Here is a 21313-nt window from a genome sequence, read left to right as displayed (position 1 = left end):
GCCACCGCCGGAGCGAGCTTGTCCGCCCGCGACCCCCACGTGATACGCCAGCCGCTCCCGATCCAGCACCGGGGCCTGGTCCCCAGCCGGGCGCATCGTGGCCATATCGACCAACACCTCCGCGACCAACCGCGCGGTCGCCGACACCCCGCTGTAATGCACCACCGCGGCGAGAGCCCCACCGACGTCGCCGCCGCCACCCCCGCAGTGAACAGCTCCCGGCCGGCCCCCGCCGGCGCGTCGCGGTGTAGAGAGTTCCTCCGGGGCGTGCTCATCGCACACCACCCGTCGATGCGGAGACCCACAGGTCAACACGTGTAAACGGCTCGTGGCCGGGGTAGCCGGGGTAGCCGGTCATGGGTACAGTTCTCCTATCTCAGCCTTCACGGCTGGTGTTGTTGACGACATTCGGCGCCTTTTTTCCTTGCTAGGGGGGGCGCCGTTTGTCGTATCTGGGCACCTACCGTAGTGGTACGCGTCCCACGAGCCTCAGCAGCACCGCCGCGACGCTCATGAACACGCCCCCTGTAGCGCCGCCGCCCGCGGCGCGGTGACGGTGAGCTGGTAGCGGTACGCGATCCGGACGAAGTCGTGGGCGTAGGCGCACGCGTCGACCGGGGGCATCCAGTGTTCGGGGCCGTGGTCGGATTTCGACCGGTTGAGCTGGGCGGTGGTGGCTCGCAGGTTGTTCGGGTCGTTCGCGAACGCCTCCCAGCGGGCGTCGGTCCAGGCGTGCGCACCGGACCGGTGAGCGAGGGCGAGCGGGATCACGTGGTCGACATCGAGATCGCGGGTCGGCCCGGAGATCGTCTGGCCGCTGTAAGGATCCCGCAGTGTGCCGGCCGACACATCGCAGCCGTTCTTCACCGTCGTCTGCGTGAGGTCGCGGGCCAGGACGGCGTCCCGGATATCGCAGCCCGGCCCGGCCGCCGGGGCCCAGCCGGGACCGAACGCCTCCCGCCGGTAGCCGCTGTCGGCCCGGTCGGGGGCGACACGCAGCCCGGACACATCCACCGGGCCGGCCGCGGTCACCGCCGCCGGCCCCGCCGGGGCCGCGGGGCCGGGCCCGAACCGGTGTCGGTGTCGGTGCCAATCTCGTCACGGAGGGCCCAGGCCTCGACTAGGGCGTGTCTCCTAAAGTGCGCAACCAGGTGACGATGGCCTTCAGTGCAACTCCGCCGCGGTAGGTCAGGGCGAGTTTGTCGTAGCGGGTCGCGAGGCCGCGCCACTGCTTGACCTCGCAGAACCCGCGTTCGACGACGTTGCGGCCGCGGTAGTCGACCCGGTCGAACGCCGGTGGTCGACCGCCGCGTGTGCCGCGTCGTTTCCGGTGTCCCTGCTGGTCAGCCGGCTCCGGGATGACCGCGACGATCCGTCGTCTGCGCAGGTGGGCGCGGATGGCGCGTGAGGAGTAGGCCTTATCTGCGCGGACCCGCTCGGGCCGGGTCCGCGGTCGGCCCGGACCGACCCGTCCGACGCTCAGATGTGACATCAGGTGCGCGAACATCGGGGCGTCACCGGCCTGGCCAGGGCCGACCAGTACGACCAGCGGGCGGCCGTGTCCGTCAACGAGCTGGTGGATCTCCGTGCCGAGCCCTCCGCGGGAGCGGCCCAACGCGTGATCGGGCGGCTCGATCAGCAGATTCTTGTAGTTCGATCCGGCCCCCTGTGTCCCGCTGCAGGGTCGCGGCGTGTTGGTGAGCGCGGATGATCGTCGAGTCGACCGACACGGCCCAGTCCACGAGACCGGCGGAGTCGGCATCGGCGAGCAGAGCTGCGAGAACCTGGTCCCAGGTGCCGTCACCGCAGTAGCGGCGGTGGCGTTTCCATAGGGTCTGCCACAGCCCGAACTCGACCGGGACATCACGCCAGGCCCGCCCGCAGCGGAACCGGTAGATGATCCCCTCGATCACTCTGCGGTGATCGGCGAACGGGCGCCCTGGCATCCCGTCCGACGAGGGCAGTAACGGCTCGAGTCGGTCCCACTGGGCATCGGTCAGGACGGCACGGCGCGACACCTACTGATCATCGCGCAGGCCCGACCAGCCGGGTTAGGAGACGCGCCCTAGCTCGCTCACCAGCGCCGCCTCCGGGCCCGTGATCGGTACTGGCGCCGGGAGCGGGTCTGCCGGCGGCGCCGAGTTCGGCACCGAGGCGGGTCGCGGCTCTGGTCGAGGGCTCGGGGGGTGGGGGCGTGGACGGGCTCGGCTACCTCGGTGGCCGGTCGGCTCGCGCGCTCGCGCGTCCCCTCCCCCTTCGGGTCGTTCAACTTCAGGTCGTTCTGTGCCGTTTTTTCGGCATACCCCCCCCTGACCTGGGGGTTTTTGACGAGATCCGGCCGTATCGCGACCGGCGGCGCCGCCGGGGCGGCGCCTGGTGCGGCTCGTGGCCGGGCAGGCGCGGGCGGGCTTCGCTGCGGGCGGCGGGGGTCCGGTGGGTCGGCCGGCGAGGGCCTCCGCGGCGGCGAGGACCGCGATGAGTTCCTGGGTGCTGCCCAGCCCGGTGTAGCCGGGCGGTGGGGCCTCGTGGACGGTGTAGATGTTGCGCCGCCCGGTCTTGCTCGGGGCGGTCTCGACATCGACCGCGCCGACCGCGACGAGCTCGGCGATCGCCGCGCCCCCGGTGTGAGCCTTGCTCACCCCGAGCCCGCGGGCGAGTAGCCGCTGCCCCGGCCATGCCCGCTCATCCCCGCGCTGGGTGTTCACAAACGAGCGCAGCAACACATAGACCTGCATCGCCCTCGGCGACACCCCCGACAGGGCCACCCAGTCCCCGACCGTCGTGTACGGGAACTTCCGACCCGGCCGGTACTCATCCCCGGCGTCCCGCTCGGTCGAGACCGGGCCGCAGAAGACGACGTAACCACCGACGAGGACCGCTGGTCGAGGTCGAGGTCGAGGTCGAGGTCGAGGTCGACCGGTCGGCGGGCCACGAGTAACGTGCTGCGGTGCAAGGTTGACTCCTTGTCAGACCAGCCGCGACGGCTGATCGGTCGGTGGCTGCGACGCCTTTTCCTCTTTGCCAAAAGTTCGAGGCGCCACAGTCATTACTTGGATGCAGACGGTAGCGGGTCGAGTCCCGGCGGGAGCGCCCGCTACCGCCTGCCCCAGGATCGTGCTGGTCCACCGGCGTTACGCCGCCCGCGCCACAGGTGAGACCGCCCCGTCAGCGGCCCCCGGGTTGGCCAGGTCGCTGTCCAGGCATCCTGCGCTGCGGTAGTCGTCAGCGATAGCGTCCGTGTCCCGCCGCGCGTCCGTGGTGGGTGTGAGCCAGTAGGTCGCGCAGTCCCCGTGGCGCGGCCGTCGGGGCGTGGTGAAGCCGAGTTCGCCCAGGAGCCAGGTGAGTTGCCCGGTCGTGTACTCGTCCCGGTCCTCGGCGGTGGTGGCTGCTTCGGCGTTCTCGGTGACCGGCGTGTCGGGCCGCGGTCGGGGGCGTGGGCACCATCGCCACGTGCTGCGGCGTTGCGTTCGTCGTCGTGTCCTCATGGGTCCTCCTTCGAGTCGGTGAATCTGCTGGTCAGCGGCTCGTGTCTGTGAGATGCGGGCGGTCTCGTGCCCGGTGTCGGAGCCGGGCGCGGAACGTGGTGGTGTCGACCAGGTGCGTTGTGACGTGGCCGTCGGCGACGAGGAGCCCGTGCTGATCGCGGGCGGCCACTGCGAACACGAACCGGGACCTGTCCTCGACGGTGCAGCGTGCGGTGACGTGGAGCCGGTTCCCAGGGATCGACGGCGCCCGGTGCTCGACCTTCACGCGGGTGCCGACCGGAGCCTGACCGGCTCGTGCCCGGCGCCGGAGGTAGGTCAGGCACGGCGCTTCGAGGAGGCCGACGAGGTAGCCGGTGGCGAACACGTGCTCGCCCGACCGGAACGCCCCGAGCCGTGGGTGGAGGTCGGGGACGAGCTGATCAGCCGGGACGACATAGAACAACGACACGGTGTCGTGAGTGGTGTTGTGGTCGCTGTCCCTGCCCAGGTCATGATCGGCTCTGTGCGGTTGTGTGTGGGTGGCGGTCACCATCGGAAGAGGTCTCCGTGCAGGTAGAAGGTCCAGTCGGTGGTGGTGAGGCCGTGGGCGCCGGTGCGCAAGTGATAGGACATGCCGGGCCCGCGGTAGGCCCGGTCCGTCTGCGGGGGCCACGTCTGGTCGGGGAGTCCGGTGCCGGGCAGGCCGTAGCGCGCCCATGCGTGTTCGGCTGCTCGGTAGGCGGCGTGTTCGCCCTGCGGGTCCGCGGTCGCGTCGTCAGTGGCGGAGCCGATGACGACCCGGCCGGGCGCGATCAGGGCCAGGAGCTGGTGCTGATCGACCGGCAGGGTGTCGGGCCGGGCGGCGTAGCGGCGGTAGGCGGGTGGGAACCAGTGCGGGAACGTTGAGGTCAGGGCGTCGATGGACTCGCCGCGGCCGGTGTCGGCGAGCTTTGCTCCGCCGGCGCCGGAGTTGTTGGAGATGACGACGGGGAAGCGGGTGTCTTGTGCTCCGGCCCAGAGCGCGGCTTTGCCGCCGCGGGAGTGGCCGATGACCGCGACCCGCGCGGGGTCGATCCCGGCGGCGGTGGCGTCGTCGGTGTGCAAGTAGTCCAGGGCGACCGAGGCGGCCCAGGCCCACGCGGCGATCGTCCGCCCGGCGGTGTCGGGGAGGTCGCGGTCCGCCGGGTGGAAGGCGTTGATGACGCCTTCGCGGAACCGGGCGGGGTCGTCCGGTGCGACCTGGTTGGCGTCGAGGGCGGCGAGTGCGTATCCGGCGCCGACGATCTGCCCGGCCGGGGCGTAGTCGCTGTCCGAGCCGGTGTCGGTGACGTCGAAGGTCATGTCGTCCGGGGCGGGCAGCGGGTGGCCGTAGACGTGTTCACCGAACGCCTCGAGGAGCTGCGGGCGGTGTTGGGTCTCCCACGCACCGAGGGTGTCGGGATGTGACCCGCCGGTAACCAGTGGGTTGCCCGGTAGGTCCGGATCACCGCTAGTGTCGGGTTCCGGATCCGACGTGCGGGTCGTGTTGTGGGGTGTCGTCGTCACCGCGGTCGTGGTGCCGGGCCGGGGATCGGCGCGGGTGCCGGCGCCGCCGAGGCCGGCACCCGCGCAGACCACCACCGCCACAACAACGCCAGCGACTGCGCTGGCTCGGGTGGTGGCGCGACTGACACTACGGGCCAGTAGCACGCTGCTACGCGGGGAAGGTGAGTCGTGGGGAGTCGGGCGCAACGTCGGAAGACGGCGCGGGTGGTGGAGCGGCGTAGTAAGAGGTCGTTTCAGAACGACTTGTCGAGTTTCCATTGACCCCTCGACGACAGATCAAACGGCAGGTCAGATAGCCGCTTGTCGTCTACAACAGACACGTCGACCTCGTTCTGAAATGACCTCTAAGCAGATCGACCGGGTGCGGTTGAGCGGGCGTGCGGCTGCTGAGGATGTTGTCGAGCATCTGTCGGGGCGTTCGGGTGTGGCGCGGGTGGTGTGGACGGCGTTGACGATGCAGCGCTGCTCGATCAGCCAGACCTATTGGTTGACCCGGGACTGTTGCCGCGGCTATCACGTCGGTCTCGGGCTTCCCGATGGTTCCGGGGTGATCGTGGAGATGACTTTCCCCGACGACGACAGCAGTGAGCTGGTGTTGGCCACGCACTGCGGCACCGGCGCCTACGCCCAGGATGTCGCGACCGTGACCACCTGGGGGCGCCGTAGTATCCGGAATTTTTCGGGCGGATATGGAGGATGCAGGGCTGTGACCTCGTGGTTCGTGGGGATAGGTCAGATAAGCCGCGATTATCGCGTGTCTCAATCTATCGAGGCGGAAGCGACCATGGACTCGTCTCGACAGCAGTGGCCACGGAGTGCGCTGCCAGAGACGACAGTGGGTCTGAGCAGCGACGATGGGTGCTGTGGTGGCTGGCCAGTGAGTGAAACTTGCCCGATGACGGGGGCGTCGCGTCGTGAGGACGGCGAACCTGATCAGAACAGGGTGTCGCGGACACGTAGTGGTCGGTAGCCGGTCGGGCTGAGTTGGGCGAGTTCGCCGTCGATGTCGACCTCGATGGCGCCGAAGAAGTTGATGTTCTCCGAGTGGGCCGGGGAGATGTGGGCCAGGACCTCGTCGTCGATGCGGCGACCGGCGGCGCGCATCTGCTCGACGGCCAGGCCGTAGTACTCGGTCGTCCAGGTGACCACGGCGTTGGTGACGAGGGTGAGGCACCACGCCTGCTCGGTCTGTCCCTCCAGGTGTCGGGCGCGGATCATGCCCTCGTGGGCGTAGAGCAGGTCCCGCTTGAGCGCGTGCAGCGACTCGCCCTTGTTCAGCTGCCGGGAGATCTTGCGCCGGTAGGCCGGATCGGACAGGTACCGGGCGGTGTAGACGGTTCTGCGCAGCGCGCCGTACTCCTTGAGCGCCGCGGCGAGCGCGTTCTGCCGCCCGGACGCCGAGAGTTTCCCGACCAGTAGCGATGCGGTGGCGTGCCCGAACTTCAGCGACCCGGCCAGGCGCAGCAGGTCGTCCCAGTGCTCGGCGATCAGGTCGGTGTTGAGCTTGCGAGCCAACAGCGGCCCCGTCAGGGGGAACGCCGTCTCGGCCGCCGCCTTCGCACCCGTCCGGTAGAGAGTGATCTTGCCCAGGTCCCGGATCCGCGGTGAGAGCTGCAACCCGAGCAGGTCGAACAGCCCGAAGTTGACCAGGGTGACGCCGTGCGTGTCGGTGGCGTGCTCGGTGATCGGGATGTCGGTCGCGTTGCCGAGGATCTCGTCCAGGACGTAGTGCGCCTCGCGTTTCGTGGCGACGATGATCTTCGTGCCGTAGGTGGTATGCTGATCGGTCACGTGCGTGTAGGTCGACAGGCCCTCGTGCGCAAAATACCTGCTCAGAGCCCTGGCGGTGACCGACTTACCTCGCGTCGGGAACCGCTGACCGTCCGAAGAGGACAGCGTGCCGGTGCCGAACACCGGGGTCAGCGGCAGGCGCTGGTGGTAGCCGATCAGCGCCAGGTTCGCCGCCCGCAGCGTTTCCTCCCGTACGTACCACTCGGCGGTCCAGGCCAGGATGTCGTAGGAGATCCCGCACGCGTCCGCCATCCGTGTGAGCCCGAGGTTGGTGGACTGGGCGAGCAACACCGCGATCAGGTTCCGCTTCAGCTCGCGCGTGCGGGCCTGCTTGCCGCCGGCGTGGGTGAAGCAGTCCAGGAACCCGGTGCGCTTGTCCATCTCGATCAGCAGCGACACGATCGGCGCGAACGGCAGCATCTCGGTCAGCTCCGCCTTCAACGCTCTCGCCTCGGCCGGGATGTCCTCCGCGGTCAGCGGGGAGATCACCAGATCGCCGTCGTCGTCCAGGCGGACCGGGCCGTCGCCGTGGGCGAGCGTCGTTTCCAGCTTGCCCAGCGCGGTGTGCAGCTCGTCTTCGGCCTCGGCCAGGCCGGTGGCGGCGTCGGAGGGTTTGCCGACCAGTCGGCAGAACTCCGCCCGCTGATCCGCCCACTTGTCCTCGGTGAGCAGGTAGGCGGCCGGGTCGGAGTAACGGCGGCTGCCCGGCACGAACACGTCCCCGGTGCGCAGCCCGTCCCGCAGGGCCAGCAGCACGCACAGCTCCCAGTAATGCCGATACGCCGTCGCGCTGCGGTTCGCCGCGGCGGTGTCCAGGTAGCCGCGGAAGCGGGCCGGGACGAACCCGCTCGGCGCGTCGTCGGGGACCTTGCGGGCGCCGGTGGCGTTGAGCTCCCGCAGGATCGCCACCGCCTCCAGCAGCTCGGCCGCGGCGGTGCCGCCGGCGAAGGTCACGGCGTCGAGGACGTTCGGGGTGAACTGGCGCAGGTACCCGTACGAGCCGTCCAGCGCGGCGAGGTGCCCGTGATCGCGCGGCAGCGGCGGCAACGCGCTCGACTGCGCCGAACGCAGCCGGTCCCAGCCGACCCGCTCGCCCCGGATCAGACCGCCGACATCGCCGTCCGGCACCGCCGGGTCGGCCACGATGGCCAAGATCGCGTCCAAAAGCTCCTGGCGGTCCTCCCCGGACTTGGCGCGTTCGGCCAGATAGTCCCGCATCCTGTGCGCGGCCTTGCTCTCCCGCGCCGAGAGCGCCTGGTCGAACAGCGCCACCACCTCGTCGAGCACCTCGGTCGCCGACTGGGCCAGCAACGTCAGCAAGATCGGGTACCGGCGTTCCGGCTCCCGCCGTTCCAGCGCTTGGGCGGTGAGGCGGCGACCGACCGTGGCCAGGAACCGGCGGCGTTCGGCCGGCAGCACCGACAGGTCCAACGCGTGGGCGTCCATTCCGCGCAGGAACTCCAGCTTCGCGATCTCGGCCTTCACCGCCGCGGGCGAGGCCTCCACCGGCCCCTTCCCCAGCCACCGCAGCCGGGTCATCCCGATCTCCGAATCCACCACCAGCAGCCCGTCCAGCCCGACGCGGCGGGCGTCGGTGAACTCGTGCGCCAACCGGTCGAACGTCTCCTGCCGGGCCACCTCGCGGGCGTGGGCGACCCGCTTGACCACCGTCACCGGTCCCGGCCGGATCACCCGCGCCGAGATCAGGAACTCGCACGCCAGCCGGAACAGCAGCGTCGGCGAATCATGCTCCATCGCCCGCGCCAGCAGGAACTCGTCGAGCTCCTTGATCTCCAGCGTCGTCGGCGGCCGCCACCCCAGATACTGCGCCGCCAGCCGAAGATGCTCGGTGCGGGTCTTCGCCCGGCGCCCATACGAACCGATCACGGCCGGATCCACGCGCAACTGCTCAGCCAGGCGCACCACCGCCGCCTGCGGCGCCGACGCCACCTCATCCGGCACGAACCCCAACCACGACAACGAGCACACCGCGACCGCCAGACCCAGCCGATCCGCCGCGCCCCGGCCCCGACCGGGATCAACAAACGCAACGTCCGCCGGGGCCAGCGTGAAGAACCGGAACAACTCCTCCCGGCCGATCTCCGGGAACCGCCGCAGCCTCTCCAGCTCGACGTCTGTGAACACCGGAGCGACCACCCGACAACCTCCCGACCAGAACCCCAGAAACCCCCTGGTCAGGAGCCTACCCAGCCATATCCGCCCGATTATTCCCGGATACTACGGCGACCCCCTACGCACCACCAAGCGTCCCGACGCTGCAGCCAGTGGCCGCAGCCGCTTGACAACCCCATAGAGACACCCCCCCGCCGAGGTCCCGCCCTGGCGAACCAGCCCGAGATCAACTCCACCACCGCATCCAACGAGGCCACCCACCCCGCAACATCAACCACACGGTGATCATCACCGCCGAACCGGTACCAGCCTCTCACGACACGCCACAACTGCCGTTGCAGTACTAATTAGGAGGCCATCTAAAATGGACCCATGGGAATCGCTTGCAGAATGGTGCGAAGAGCATGCACTAAAGACCAGATCGGCTATCCTTCCACCTAGCACCAGTTATGAAATTTCTGCCGCTCAGGGCGGCACGGGAGGAATTCTGTGGCCTGAAGATGTGCTTGCATTCTACGAATGGCGCAACGGCCTGGAGCGAACGCCTGACGGGTACCTCTTCCCTGGCCTTCGCCCGCTCCGCATAGACGAGGTGGTGGCGAACTGGCAGTCATTTATGGACATCGCTTACGAAGATGTGCGGCCTTCGCCGCCCCCTAGGGACGCAGACAGTCGGATGACCTTTTACGGACAACTCGCTGTCGACGTGATCGGGCCTGAATGTGCGCAACCGGCTGGATCGGTAACTGGTAGATTTATTCCGTCCCTGCTCCCGATCGCAGAAGATCAGAACGGCAGCTATCTGATGATCGACCGCAGAGGGGGAAAGGAGTTTGGAGCGGCGGTGTTCTACGATAAGGTCGATGCAGACTTGAACGACGCTCCCCGTTGGAAGAGCTTCCTCGCGCTCAGTCGCGCGACACTTCAAGCTGTCATATCGGAGACACCTGAAGAGCAGACTGGCCTTACTCCCATTGCTCTCGGCGGCCGCCTCATCTGGCAGTGACAGGATCGGGTTGTGGGGAGAGCTGAAAGCAGCTCTCCTCACAACCCAACTCCTTACGGCTGGATCCAGACGCGGTAAGCGTCCCGGTCAAGGATACGATTCCTTGAGAAGAACGCGCTGAGCTGCGAACCGCCCCGCTTGTTCTGCGCATCATTGATCATGCACGCACTGTATCCGGTTGCACCGCGAATCCCCTTGGGCAAGTTCGGGTAAAGATGGCAATAGTCGAATGTTCGGCCGCGCCCGGAGGTTTGTTCAGCGCCTTGGTAGCTGGAGGCGAAGGGGTATTCGTCGCAGCTGAGTCCGGTAGGGCGGGTGTAGGTGCGTGGACAGGCTCGGCCTCGGTTGTCCTTCGCGTCGTCTTTGTCCATGAGCCGGGTCAACGGTGGCCCCGACGGGTACGCCCCCGGGAGACCTGAGGCCTGCGCATCGCCGATGTGACGGGCCAGCTCGCTGACGTCCCCGGTGCGGGAGTAGGCGATCGCCGGGGTGTGGCTCGGCACCACGCAGCCCGGGCCGCGGCCCTTGATCGCGTTGTCGCAGCGGACCGGGTGCGGCACGAACGTCGAGGAGAATTCCGGGGTCTGCCATTTCGGGTTGGTGAAGGTCAGGTCCACCGTGTTCTTGGCCGATCCGCTCTGTCCCGGGCCGGTCTTCGTGCCCCGGTAGTAGGTCTCCCCGGTGAATGGGAAGTTCGGGTTCAACGCCGGACTGGGCCCGAACCTGTTCGGCCCGTTAGGCGTGCACTCCGACATCTCGCCCGGTTGCGGTGACCCGCATGTCCCCAACCCGCGCACTGACGCCCCATAGCCCACACCCGTCGCGCCCGCCAGCGACAACGTCGTCTGCACACCCCACACCGGATTCCCGGCATTCGTGTACGACAATGTACGGCGGTTCACGTTCAACGTGCCTAGCGCGACCTTCGTGCGCTGCTCGAAAATCGTGATATTCACACGATCCCGTTTGCACTGCGCCGTCCGGTTCACCACCCAATCCGTGTACCCCTCGCACTCCTTCGGATGCGCCACCAGATCAAACGCATCGGGATTCAGATCATACGGCTGAGGGCGGTTCTCCGACGGCGGCGGAATAGTCACCTCGACACACGGGATACCATCCTCACCTGTCGCCCGTGCGGAAATCTCATCAAAATGCTCGTGCAGATACTTACACGAACCGTCCCACGACTCGGCACCAGATCCAGTCCGGAACGTCTCCACCCCCGGGCCGATAACAGTCGGCGCCGCCACCGATGAATCCGGACCCGGCGGCTCCGGCTCCACCGGCCGCGGCTCCTTCCACACCGACACGGTCACCGAATCACGAGGCTCCGCAGCAACCGCCCCGGAAACAGCACCCGAACCGACAACAAGGACCACCACACTAACGGCCGCGACACGCCATACCCTCAACAATTTCACGCCGGAAAGGTACCTGGTGATTGTGGCGGCACTTGCATCGGAGGCTCCTGCCAGCAATGCGTACGTGCTGCGACTAACTGAATACTTCCCGCCACCAACTCTAGTGACGGAGGGTGATATTTCGGGGGATGTCCCGAAACGACCCCCCAATCCTGGGCAACCCGGGGCATCCGGGGGCACCTCGGTCGTTTCTGCAGGTCAGCGCCGTTTTTCAGCTGCCCCGGGTTGTGGGGGTGTCCCGGATCGATCCGGGACACCCCACCCCACCCCACCCCACAGCCTCAAGATCGCCCCGTATGCGCTCTGACCAGCAGGAAGGAGTATCGGACACCCTCTCGCTGTCAATGTCGCGTTCCGTGACCGGCAATGGCGGTGGGGTCGAGCGTCGAGGATCGGTTCGAGATCGGTTCTTGACAGGCCGGGCGAGGCCGTGAGTTGCTGGATGAGCGAGCCCGTCGACCCGGCGGGGTTGCGGTCACCACCCCGGTTCACAAGGCCGGGGCGGCGACCTAACCGAACGACCTTTACGAGAAGGTGGTCGGCTATGGGCCATGCTGCCCTTGGCATCTGTGTGCCTCCACCAGTGGGTGGAACTTTTCTTCCGTCGTCGCCTGACGGCGATCCTGATCCCGGTCCTGACCTGGGCATTCCTGGGTACGGGTGGTGCCCGGATGGTTTGACCGAGCAGGTCATCGACCGCCTCTACGGCGACCTCCTCCACGCCCTCGACGCCCCGGGCGAGCCGTCCGATGAGGCGGACCCGGGACGTCTGCTCGTGTTCCCGCTGCGGCGTCCTGTGGCGGTTTCCGCTGGTCACTCGGTTGTCGCGGGTGGTGAGGTGGCATGAACGCCCCGCTACGCGCCGCCGCCCGGACGATCGGCTCCGCGATCGCCGACCGGGCGGTCGAGATCGCCGTCGGCGCCGCCCTGACCGGGGCGACGGTGGTCGTGACCTGGTGGTTCGCCGGGCTCCTCGGTCTGGCCGTCGGCTGGTGGGCCGCCGCTGAGGTGCGTCTGTGGCGGGCTCGGCGGGCCGTCCCGGCTTCTTCTCCGCGGGCCGAACTGGGCACCGTAGACGCCGTCTCACCGCCCGCTGAAGTAGCCGCTGGGCCGGTTTCGGCTGGTCAGCAGGTCGAGGCGAGGGCCGAGGCATGACCACCACGTCGTCCTACACGAACTCCTGGGCCGCGACCCGAGCCGCGGAGCGCCGCGAGAACCGCGACCTGGACGCCCGCCTCGCCCAAGAGGCCGCCGACGCCGCCGTCCAGCGCCGGATCGACAAGCAGAACGCCCGCGGAGAAAGGAGCATCGCAGCGCGGGATGCGGCCGAGCGGCGCCGGACCGAGGCCCGCACAGCACGTGCCGCGCGCCGCGCCAAGGCTCTGACCTTGGCATACATGCACACCGTCGAGCTGCTGATCTACCCGATCGCGCTGCTCTCCTTCGCCCTGGCTGCTCCGGTGATGGCCGCCTACGGCGCCCACCTCTACGGCCCACTCGGTGTGTTGCTGGCCGGGATCACCGAACTGGGCATGTGGGCCTTCGCCCTCGCCGTGACCGCCTCCTGCCGCCAGACCCCCGAGCGTCCCGTCCTCGGGTTGCAAGCCGGGGTGGTGCTGTTCTCCCTGGTCGCGGCCGGGATGAACCTGCTCCACGGCCTCGAACAGAGCCTCACCGCCGGCCTGGTCATGGCCGGCGTCTCGATCGCCGGCGTCACCGCCCACCAACTCACCCTCGCCGGAACACCCCGCTCACACACCCACCACCCAGGCCGGGAGCCCGACGAGGCAGCCACCAGGACAGTCGGCGGGGGAGTCGGGGCCTCCTCGATCATCGTCGAGGGTGGGAGTCGACCCCGCAGTCACTCGGAGTGCTGATGGGGGTGGGAACCGAATACGCCAGAAAGGGGCCGCGTCGGCCTGAGCCGCTGATCAGGGGCTTAGAGGTCGCGCGGATTGGTTGGTGATCATGGACGTCGTGCAGGTCGGGCGTTCCAGCGGTGTGTGGTCCAGGCCTGCCGAATCAAGCTACGGAGTGTGACGATCGTGTCGGCGAGGTCGAAGAACGCGTCGACGACGATTTCTCGTCGTTCGTAGCAGCGCTGCAGCCGGTTGAAGCTGTTGTGCCAAGCGTTGGTCCGCTCGACGTGCCAGCGGCGGGTGGCCTGGATCGGCGCTTTCTCACCCTTGTGCGCGATCTCGCCGTGCAGGCCTCGTTCGGCCAGCGTGTCGCGGGTCTTGCCGGAGTCATAGCCGGCGTCGAGGTGCACGGTGATGTCGTCGGGCAGCGGGCCGAGAGCATCGAGGCGGTCGAGGGTGGGGCCCAGTAGCGGGGAGTCGTGCCGGTTGGCTCCGGCCAGGACTCGGCCCAGCGGGATGCCGTATCCCTCGACGAGCACCGAACGTTTCATACCCTGTTTGCGCCGGTCCACCGGCGACGGACCGGCGACCTCGCCGCCGCCGGGGGCCTTGGTGATGGCGCCATCGACGGCGATGTCGTGCAGCAGCAGACCGACGATGCGGTCGTAGGCGTCCAGGACGATCCGACGCAGCTGGGCGAAGACCCCGAGCCTGATCCACTCGTCACGACGATCGCGGATGGTGGTCGCCGAGCAGGTGCTGTCAGCGATGCCCTCATACGAGCAGCCGAACCGCAGTACCTGCAGGAGCTTGTCGAACACGATCCGATCCGCGATCCGGCGGCGATGGCAGCCCAGCGGATGGGTGGGATCGAACTCGTCTCGATGAGGCAGCAGCGCGGTGAACTGGTCCCACAACGGCTCGGTCAGCCATGATGGCAGGGTGGGCACGCGGCCTCCAGACGATCACGAAGCGTAGATAACTTCATGATCGGCAGGCCCGTACCCGCCCTCGCCCCCAGACACTCGACCGCGGCCAAGCTGTGACCAATCCGCGCGACCTCTTAGAGGTCGTTTCAGAACGACTTGTCGAGTTTCCATTGACCCCTCGACGACAGATCAAACGGCAGGTCAGATAGCCGCTTGTCGTCTACAACAGACACGTCGACCTCGTTCTGAAATGACCTCTTAGAGCGTCCGGCAGTAGAGGTGGCCGTCCTGGCCGTCACGTGCGGGCCGCGAACAGCACTCGCGGTTCCAGATCCAGCCGCGTGGTCGGCGCTTCCTCCGGCGGTGCGAGGTCGAGGACCAGGTCGCCCATGCGTCGGATGGTGTGCTGGATGTACGGGGTGATGGTGGCCAGGTGGGAGAACACGCACACCTCCAGGTGCCGGCGCACGAGCATCCCCGGCCGGTCCCGGTGCGCAGCACCTTTCGCCACGCCACCGTGGCGAACGCGTCGACGTCGACCGCCACGGTGACCTGCTGGCCGTCCACGGTGTGCACCATGGTCTCCGGGATCCACTCGCTGCGTCGGTCCCGGTTGACCCGGATGAACTCCACCGCGTCCAGCACGCTGCGGTCCGCCGTGGTCGAGGTCATCTCCAGCGCGTTGATGAGTGTGAACAGCACCGACCGGTGTGAGCGGTAGAAGCCCTCCAGCAGCGGCAGGTAGTTGTTGCCGTGATAGGCCGACACCGCCTCGTGCACCGCCGACAACAGCTCCACCCCGCCCGCGTCCTCCAGCGTCTTGAGCAGCAGCCGGCCCGCCCGCTCGGCGACCTCGCCGTCCGTACCCGGATCACCCGTCGCACCGCCCTGGCCGGGCTCGGGCGCGGCGGTGGCCTCACGGGCACCGGCCAGGACCTCACCGAACACCCCGATCAGCCGCTCGGACTCCGCGCGGTGCGCCTCGCGCAGCTCCTCCAGCCGCTCCCGACCCTTCTTGTGCAAGGCGGCCATGCGCTTGCAGAACATGGTCACCACCTCGTCACGGGCCTCCACCCGCTGCTGGTGCACCAGGCTGACCAGCAATGTCAGCCGTTTGGCCTCGCCGGTCTTGCGCATGTCGTCCACATTCGCCACGCGGGCCTCACCGGCGAAGTGGGCGACCTTGCCCGGCGGCACCCCCTCCAGCCACCGCTCGGTCGGGCCGATCGCGTCCAGCGCCTGCAAGTGCGCCAGCCGCTGCTTGAACTTGCCCAGCGTCGCCGCCTGCGCCGGCGTCTTGATCCGGTCGAACTTGCTGCGCCGCGTCGCCGGATCCACCACCAGCAACCGCTCCAGCCGCGCCCGCTCGACCCGGTCCGGCCGCGAGGCCACCATCGCGAAGAAACCACCGTTGATCTCCGCGCGAATCGTCGCCGCCATCGCGTCCAGCGTCGTGTAGCCGGGCAGCTCGCAGCGCTGCCGGACCAGCTCCTCCAACGCCACGTTGATCAGGTCGGCCGGGTTGTCCTTCGTCTGCACCGCGACGCGGATGGACTGCTCGGCCACCTCCCGCACCCGCGCCGCCTCGAACTTCACGCCGAGTCGGTCCCGCACGAACTGCCGATGCCGCTTCTCCGTGCGCTCCACGTCGGCCTCTGCCAGCACCGACTCCGCCAGCTCCAGCACACCGCGCACATGGTCGACCACGACGGCCGGCACGTCGGCGAGCTTGGCGAAGTAGCCGAGCCGCTGATAGCACTTCAACCGCACCACCAACGCCAGCAGATGCGACTCCGACTGCGTCTTGCCCCGTGCCCACGAGACCTCGTCCGGCGTGGGCGTGAACGCCTCGGCCAACTCCCGCACCGACACCGCACGCTTGAACCGCGGGTACGCCGTGCGATCAATCGACGCCAACCCGACATCCCAGCAAGATCACCAACCGGACCCGCACACCATAACCAGCGACCGCACCTCGCTACACGGCCCTACCCGGACCAGCGGCTACATCAAGTCGCGGCCCGTTTCTGACGTATTCGGTTCCCACCCCATCTACGGCGTCGTCGCCCCCCTCGCGCCCGCGACCGCGATCACCAGCTCGCCGCGCCGCGCGGCCCCGACCTCCGGACCGGCGCTGTCCCGGCGCCGGCTCACCGCCGGGCAGGCCGCCGCAGTCAACCGGCGCCTCCGCCGCCCCGGGACCGGCGACGATGCCCCGGCCAGAGACACTCCGGCGCCGGATTGGACCGGGGACGACTGGACACACGACACCTCCGATGAGGACCCACGATGAGTCCGAGTCCGAGTCCGAGTGTCCATCCTGAGCAGGCGCGGGCCGCAGCGGCAGCACTGCTCGGTGTTCCCGCCGACGTCTCACCTGAGCTGCTCCGGACCGCGTGGCGGACCGCCGCCCGCCACCACCACCCCGACCGGGGCGGCGACCCGGACCGCTTCATCGCCCTGTCCAGCGCCTACGAACTACTCACCACACCATCACCGCCCTGTACGACACCGCACACGACACCACCCGACCCACCCGAGGCGCGTACCGCCGACACGGTGTCCCACCGCGCCCCAGAAGGCCCCCTGATCCTGCGGACCCTCGGCCTGCTGGCCGCCGCCGGTGCCCTCACCGCCGGCGTCGCCATGATCGCCGCACCGGTCGTAGCCGCCATGACCGCGCTGGTGGCCTCGGTAGCGGTCGCCCACTACGTCTACCCCGCCCCCACCACATAGGCCACCGGCAGCGCCGACGGGGTCGTGGGCAAGTCGCCCCGACCCGGGCCCACACACATCTCCCCTTAGCTACGTACCTCCGTAGTAAGGACCGTAGACATCCACGTAGATACGTAGGACACTACGTTGGTTTAACCGGATCTACGTAGGGATCTCCTCATGCGGATTGTGGCGGTCGGCGGGCCCAAGGGCGGGGTGGGTAAGACAACCACGGCGGTCACCCTGGCCGCCGTGGCCTGCCGAGCGGGCCTCTCGGTTCTGCTCGTGGACAGCGACCGGAACCGCTCGGCCACCGACTGGGCCGAGTCCTGCGGCGACCGCCTGGGCATCGACCTCGCCGATGGTCAGGACACCGGCGACCTCGCCCGGCTGCGCGCAGCCGGCGGGTACGACCTCGCCGTGGTCGATCTTCCCGGGGCCCGGGCCGGTGGCTTCGAAACGATCCTGACCGGCAACAACGGCGCCACACCCACAGCTGACCTACTCCTCGCCCCGACCCCCGCCGAGACGATGGACCTTCGTCCCACCCTACGCGTGCTGCGCGGCGAGGTCGCCCCGCTCAGACTGGACTACCTCTGCGTGTTCACCCGCGTCCCGAGCTACGGCCTGCCCCGCGCACGTCAACAAGCCGAAGTGCTCGACGCTGCCGGGGTACGGATCGCCCGCACCGTGATCCGCACCTACACCTGCTACAACCTCGCGCTGGACAACGGGCAGACGATCCTCGACCTACCCGCCACCGGATCGGCCGAGCGAGCCCAGCAGGACTACTACGCCCTCGCCCGCGAGGTCTTCACCGCCGCCGGCCTCCACGCGAAAGTGAACCCCTGATGGCCCGTAAGCGCGACCTCTCTCAGATCGTCAACGAGACCACCCCAGACCAGCCCGGCGACCCGGTCCACATCGCGGCAGACTCGACCCACACAACCCTGCCCACAGCGCAAACGATCCACCGCGAGCAGCCACCGGCCATCCGCCGAGGTAAAGGCCGCCGCGAGGGCGACCGCCGCATGACCCTTGACCTGCCCGACACCGTGCACGCCGATCTCCACCGCTACGCCGTCGACGTCGGACTCAAACTCGGACGCAGCATCCGCCCCCAACACATCACCCGCGCCCTGGTCTACACCCTGCTCGCCGACACCGACCTCTCCCGCACCCTGGCCCAGCAGATCGACGAAGACCTCCGACACGGCACCGGCCGGTAGAACACCGTAGACATCTACTGAGACACCTACGTATGCTCCTACGGATCTACGTAGGAGCCTTCTCGCGCTGGTCACATGCCGGCCAACCCGAACATCGAGCACACCCGAGCTCGCCGAGGACCGCGACCAGAAACCCCGGTGACCGACTACCACAGCGAGGAGCACCGGCACGCCATTCCGCCCGCCCCGACTTCCTGCGAACGCTACGACCTCGGCGCCCCGCTGACACCCGCGAGCACCGCCCGTCTCGACACCCGGGCTCTTCCTCGATACCAGGCCGCACGAGTGCCGAGCAGGTTCAGTCAACGGTCGAAGATCGCGTGGCGACGCCGCGTGCGGCGCCCTTGGCGGGTTCTGACCGGTATTCGACACTCGGGCCGATTCGAGGAAGGGCCCACCGCAGCCGCTATCGCGAGGAAGGGTGCGGGCCCGGCGCCCAACACGGAATCTCGCTGATGTCCCGGATCGCCCACCGCACCTCCGGGCCCAGCAGCTCCGGGTTCCGGGCTCGGGCCCGTCGCGCCCGGTCCCGCTCCAGGAACTCCCCCGCAACATCCTGGACCTGCTTCAACACATTCGGGGCACACCAATACATGATCCCGACACACTCAAGGTCCCGGGCCCGTTCCACCACCGTCGACAACAACCCGGCCGCCATATCCGCCCCACCATTCACCGGGGCCGGCTCCAAATAACGCGACCGCGTCTTCCTCGACAACTCCACCTCCACCAACACCCGCCGCCCATCCGGCAACACCTCAACCCCATCCGGCATATGCGGCACCGGCACACCCCGAGGACGCCACCCCGTCCGATGCTGCAACTCCCGCTCCGACTCCCACCGCCCCACCTCCAAACCCACCCGCGCTAAACGCACCGCCCCCACAGCACGCACATGACCCGACACCGTCGGCCGCGGCATCCACCCCGGAACATCCCACCCCAACAACTCCCGCGCCAAAGTCCGCGACGGCCACACCCACATCGCCCCCACATCCACCCGCCCCGTACGCACCCACCCCGCACGCTTCCACCGACCCACCACCGCATGCGCCGCCTGCGCGCTCACCCCTAACGTATTCGACAACAAGTCGAGGGGCAGCCCATACTGATGCGCCAAAATCTCCAACAACACCGCATCACGCGCCGTCAACACCACCGAACCCGCATCACGACGCTTCGCACGCACCGGCTTCCCCACCTCACCCAACACCACAAACACCCCTCCCCTTCAACCAACACACACTGTCAACGACAACCCCCGCCTCCGCCGAAGCAATAGCGAGGCGGATAACCCACCTTCACCACAGATATACCCAAACCAACCCAGCCACCACCTTCGCCACAGTCTGTTGACTTTGACTTTGACCTTGCTTTTTTAAAGGCATTGAACTTCGTACTAGAACTCTGGGTCACTCCGTGACCCTGTCGGGCTGGGGGGCCGATGCCCGACACCACCCCCGCACTGCTTCGCTGATGGCCGGGGGGTAGTGTCGGGCATCGGCCCCCCAGCCCGACACACAAACTAGCAGGCCACAGGCATAATATCTCCATTTCGGCAGCAGAGAACCATCAGCATATCTTCATAATAGATTCCAGCTGCTTCAAAGGTGCTCCAGGCACCTTCTGCCGCCGGAACACGAGTACGACCAGCAAGCACAAGCCCCTCAGAGCCGAGACCAACCCCTCCATCCGAGCCAGACATCTCACTCTTATGGGCTATACCGCCATGGACTGACGTCCGTGATAGTCACGCCTTCCCCTGTCAGGCAACCGAAGCCCGGGTCAGTCGCCGAACTCAAGGACTTACATAAGGAGGTGCCGCATCCCGTGCACAAAAACGCCAACCAAATTGGCGCCACGACTCTTCTCGAAATCGACTCCCAGGCCGTCACAATATCGCCCTGCGAAGATACGGACGCTGCAACCATCAGTGAATGGTGGCAATCACAACACATCGACGGACTGTTCCTGCCATACCCGCGCCTCGCGAAAATCGGACGTACCTCCATTCAACTGGACGCAGTCACTCAGTACCTGAACTTCTGCCGAAAGACCGGCGACGCAAACCCTTACCTAGTCCGCATCGACAACCGATCATTCGGATACCTTGAAACCTACCAATCAACACACAGCCCGCTAACGCCACACCCAGCAATATCGACTACCGATCGCGGAATTCACTTCATGATCGGAGACCCACGCCACATCCAGCAAGGCTGGGGGACCCGCATCTTGACGCGTGTCGCAGACATGCTCTTCGACACCCATGCCGATATGGGTCAAATAATGGCCGAGCCCCTCGATATCAACACCCGGACGAAACAGCTCTGCACAAGAATTGGTCTCGCTGAAATCGGCCGCATCGATATCGGTCACAGAGTGTCTCGGCTCTACGTTCTCGGCAGAGGACAATAGCACCAACGCCGAGATATCAGAAAACGACCCCACCTGATCGCGACCGCCTAGCAACGAGAAACGACATCAGTACTGCAAACACCGAGACCAAGTCGAATCCCGAGCCGGGAAAGCGCGCCCATCCACGACAGAAATACGGTGACCGTTCGGGTGGGGCCGCCGCGGTTCTTCGCGAGGATCAGATCGGCCTCACCGGCGTGGGGAGTCCCGGGGTCGTATCGGAGACGCCTTATCTGATGGCGCTCGATCTACCGACGGCAGGATCGGATAAACCCGGCCCGAGCGCCGCGGCGCGCCGCCCCTGGGGCGGGGCCCGGCGTAGCATGCCGGGGGTGTCCGATAGGTCTGATCCGATGGGCCCCGATGACATCCTGGTCATCGCCGCCCAGGAGTTCACCCTCCGCGGCAAGGACCTCTACCAGGCCTCGTATGCGTTGATGAGCTACTTCTCCGGCCACTGCCGCCGCGGAACGATCGCCGACGGCTACGCCGGACCCGCACAGCTCCCACCCGCCGATGCTCCCTACGACCCCGGCGACACCGGCGGCAACATCCTCGCGGTGCGGGTCGAGGTCATCGCCGACACCCTCGACCGCGGCACCACCACCGCGATCGAGGTCATGCACCGCGGCTTCGACACCCTCGGACGGGCGCTGCCCGACCAGTACACCGCCGATGAGATTCAACTGTTGACGATCGCCATCGGCGGTGACGCACTCACCGTGTCCCACCTGGACCGCGATACCGCCTACCGCCGCGCGGGCAGCACCGAGCCGTGAACCCCCATCGACGGGCGTAGT

The 21313-nt window shown here is 67.8% G+C and carries 18 protein-coding genes and 1 pseudogene; 10 read left to right on the top strand and 9 right to left on the bottom strand.

The genetic code is table 11. The features are described from left to right. Window positions 1-510 precede the first annotated feature (510 nt). The 4 genes and pseudogenes from KPF47_RS12515 to KPF47_RS12500 all read right to left on the bottom strand — a co-directional run bounded on the left by KPF47_RS12515 (window position 511) and on the right by KPF47_RS12500 (window position 5081). Window positions 511-1032 carry an HNH endonuclease family protein gene (locus tag KPF47_RS12515; RefSeq protein WP_224389046.1) on the bottom strand — a complete coding sequence of 174 codons (522 nt, stop codon included), beginning with the start codon at window positions 1030-1032 and terminating at the stop codon, window positions 511-513. A gap of 88 nt (window positions 1033-1120) precedes the next feature. Further along, window positions 1121-2018 (bottom strand): annotated as a pseudogene (locus KPF47_RS12510) (IS5 family transposase). Between the two features lie 1498 nt (window positions 2019-3516). Continuing rightward, the gene (locus KPF47_RS12505) at window positions 3517-4017 is read right to left on the bottom strand and encodes a thioesterase family protein (protein ID WP_224389045.1); all 501 of its coding nucleotides are present in this window, start codon (window positions 4015-4017) and stop codon (window positions 3517-3519) included. Then, complete coding sequence (locus tag KPF47_RS12500; protein ID WP_224389044.1) at window positions 4011-5081, bottom strand: acetylxylan esterase; 1071 nt, start codon at window positions 5079-5081, stop codon at window positions 4011-4013. The genes KPF47_RS12505 and KPF47_RS12500 overlap by 7 nt, the downstream gene beginning before the upstream one ends. A 265-nt stretch (window positions 5082-5346) precedes the next feature. Here KPF47_RS12500 and KPF47_RS12495 point away from each other — a divergent pair, with 265 nt between their 5' ends. Continuing rightward, on the top strand, window positions 5347-5979 hold the full coding sequence (locus KPF47_RS12495) for a hypothetical protein (protein WP_224389043.1): 633 nt from the start codon (window positions 5347-5349) through the stop codon (window positions 5977-5979). Here KPF47_RS12495 and KPF47_RS12490 read toward each other — a convergent pair. Next, a complete protein-coding gene (locus tag KPF47_RS12490) occupies window positions 5943-8945 on the bottom strand; it encodes a Tn3 family transposase (RefSeq protein ID WP_224386186.1) in 3003 nt (1000 codons plus the stop codon). The genes KPF47_RS12495 and KPF47_RS12490 overlap by 37 nt on opposite strands. 352 nt (window positions 8946-9297) lie before the next feature. Between KPF47_RS12490 and KPF47_RS12485 the strand changes: the two genes are divergently transcribed. Continuing rightward, a complete protein-coding gene (locus KPF47_RS12485) occupies window positions 9298-9939 on the top strand; it encodes an SMI1/KNR4 family protein (protein WP_224389042.1) in 642 nt (213 codons plus the stop codon). Window positions 9940-9992: 53 nt separating this feature from the next. On the opposite strand, the gene KPF47_RS12480 is transcribed toward KPF47_RS12485, so the two are convergent. After that, a complete protein-coding gene (locus tag KPF47_RS12480) occupies window positions 9993-11258 on the bottom strand; it encodes a hypothetical protein (RefSeq protein ID WP_224389041.1) in 1266 nt (421 codons plus the stop codon). Window positions 11259-12039: 781 nt separating this feature from the next. Here KPF47_RS12480 and KPF47_RS12475 point away from each other — a divergent pair. From KPF47_RS12475 to KPF47_RS12465, 3 genes are read left to right on the top strand one after another with little or no spacing between them, the layout of a single operon-like run. Further along, window positions 12040-12210 (top strand): hypothetical protein, encoded by a 171-nt coding sequence (locus KPF47_RS12475; RefSeq protein WP_224389040.1) that lies wholly within the window; start codon window positions 12040-12042, stop codon window positions 12208-12210. Beyond that, window positions 12207-12518 carry a hypothetical protein gene (locus tag KPF47_RS12470; RefSeq protein ID WP_224389039.1) on the top strand — a complete coding sequence of 104 codons (312 nt, stop codon included), beginning with the start codon at window positions 12207-12209 and terminating at the stop codon, window positions 12516-12518. The genes KPF47_RS12475 and KPF47_RS12470 overlap by 4 nt, the downstream gene beginning before the upstream one ends. Further along, complete coding sequence (locus tag KPF47_RS12465) at window positions 12515-13240, top strand: hypothetical protein (RefSeq protein WP_224389038.1); 726 nt, start codon at window positions 12515-12517, stop codon at window positions 13238-13240. Before KPF47_RS12470 ends, KPF47_RS12465 begins: the two co-directional genes overlap by 4 nt. Window positions 13241-13329: 89 nt before the next feature. On the opposite strand, the gene KPF47_RS12460 is transcribed toward KPF47_RS12465, so the two are convergent. The 3 genes from KPF47_RS12460 to KPF47_RS12450 all read right to left on the bottom strand — a co-directional run bounded on the left by KPF47_RS12460 (window position 13330) and on the right by KPF47_RS12450 (window position 16068). After that, complete coding sequence (locus KPF47_RS12460; protein WP_224386276.1) at window positions 13330-14172, bottom strand: IS5 family transposase; 843 nt, start codon at window positions 14170-14172, stop codon at window positions 13330-13332. Window positions 14173-14297: 125 nt separating this feature from the next. Continuing rightward, window positions 14298-14450, bottom strand: coding sequence for a hypothetical protein (locus tag KPF47_RS12455; RefSeq protein ID WP_224389037.1), 153 nt, complete (start codon window positions 14448-14450; stop codon window positions 14298-14300). Next, complete coding sequence (locus tag KPF47_RS12450; protein ID WP_224389036.1) at window positions 14410-16068, bottom strand: DUF4158 domain-containing protein; 1659 nt, start codon at window positions 16066-16068, stop codon at window positions 14410-14412. Before KPF47_RS12450 ends, KPF47_RS12455 begins: the two co-directional genes overlap by 41 nt. Window positions 16069-16440: 372 nt before the next feature. On the opposite strand from KPF47_RS12450, the gene KPF47_RS12445 reads away from it, so the two are divergent. The 5 genes from KPF47_RS12445 (at window position 16441) to KPF47_RS12425 (ending at window position 21292) form a co-directional block, all read left to right on the top strand. Beyond that, a complete protein-coding gene (locus KPF47_RS12445; RefSeq protein WP_224389035.1) occupies window positions 16441-16887 on the top strand; it encodes a J domain-containing protein in 447 nt (148 codons plus the stop codon). A gap of 159 nt (window positions 16888-17046) precedes the next feature. Then, complete coding sequence (locus KPF47_RS12440) at window positions 17047-17718, top strand: ParA family protein (protein WP_224389034.1); 672 nt, start codon at window positions 17047-17049, stop codon at window positions 17716-17718. Continuing rightward, a complete protein-coding gene (locus tag KPF47_RS12435; protein WP_224389033.1) occupies window positions 17718-18095 on the top strand; it encodes a hypothetical protein in 378 nt (125 codons plus the stop codon). The genes KPF47_RS12440 and KPF47_RS12435 overlap by 1 nt, the downstream gene beginning before the upstream one ends. Window positions 18096-19838: 1743 nt before the next feature. Then, on the top strand, window positions 19839-20513 hold the full coding sequence (locus KPF47_RS40870; RefSeq protein ID WP_374108838.1) for a GNAT family N-acetyltransferase: 675 nt from the start codon (window positions 19839-19841) through the stop codon (window positions 20511-20513). A 353-nt stretch (window positions 20514-20866) separates the two neighbouring features. Beyond that, window positions 20867-21292, top strand: a complete 426-nt coding sequence (locus tag KPF47_RS12425; protein ID WP_224388614.1) for a hypothetical protein — start codon at window positions 20867-20869, stop codon at window positions 21290-21292. Window positions 21293-21313 lie beyond the last annotated feature (21 nt).

The sequence above is a fragment of the Pseudonocardia sp. ICBG1293 genome (genome assembly GCF_020131355.1).
Taxonomy (GTDB): Bacteria; Actinomycetota; Actinomycetes; order Mycobacteriales; family Pseudonocardiaceae; genus Pseudonocardia.
This window is presented reverse-complemented; position numbering and strand designations above follow the sequence as displayed.

Coding starts and splice junctions, on each gene's coding strand:
- KPF47_RS12505 (WP_224389045.1), bottom strand. CDS start 4,017: ATGGTGACCGCCACCCACACACAACCGCACAGAGCCGATCATGACCTG.
- KPF47_RS12445 (WP_224389035.1), top strand. CDS start 16,441: ATGAGTCCGAGTCCGAGTCCGAGTGTCCATCCTGAGCAGGCGCGGGCC.
- KPF47_RS12465 (WP_224389038.1), top strand. CDS start 12,515: ATGACCACCACGTCGTCCTACACGAACTCCTGGGCCGCGACCCGAGCC.
- KPF47_RS12440 (WP_224389034.1), top strand. CDS start 17,047: ATGCGGATTGTGGCGGTCGGCGGGCCCAAGGGCGGGGTGGGTAAGACA.
- KPF47_RS12495 (WP_224389043.1), top strand. CDS start 5,347: ATGACCTCTAAGCAGATCGACCGGGTGCGGTTGAGCGGGCGTGCGGCT.
- KPF47_RS12470 (WP_224389039.1), top strand. CDS start 12,207: ATGAACGCCCCGCTACGCGCCGCCGCCCGGACGATCGGCTCCGCGATC.
- KPF47_RS12485 (WP_224389042.1), top strand. CDS start 9,298: ATGGACCCATGGGAATCGCTTGCAGAATGGTGCGAAGAGCATGCACTA.
- KPF47_RS12435 (WP_224389033.1), top strand. CDS start 17,718: ATGGCCCGTAAGCGCGACCTCTCTCAGATCGTCAACGAGACCACCCCA.
- KPF47_RS12425 (WP_224388614.1), top strand. CDS start 20,867: ATGGGCCCCGATGACATCCTGGTCATCGCCGCCCAGGAGTTCACCCTC.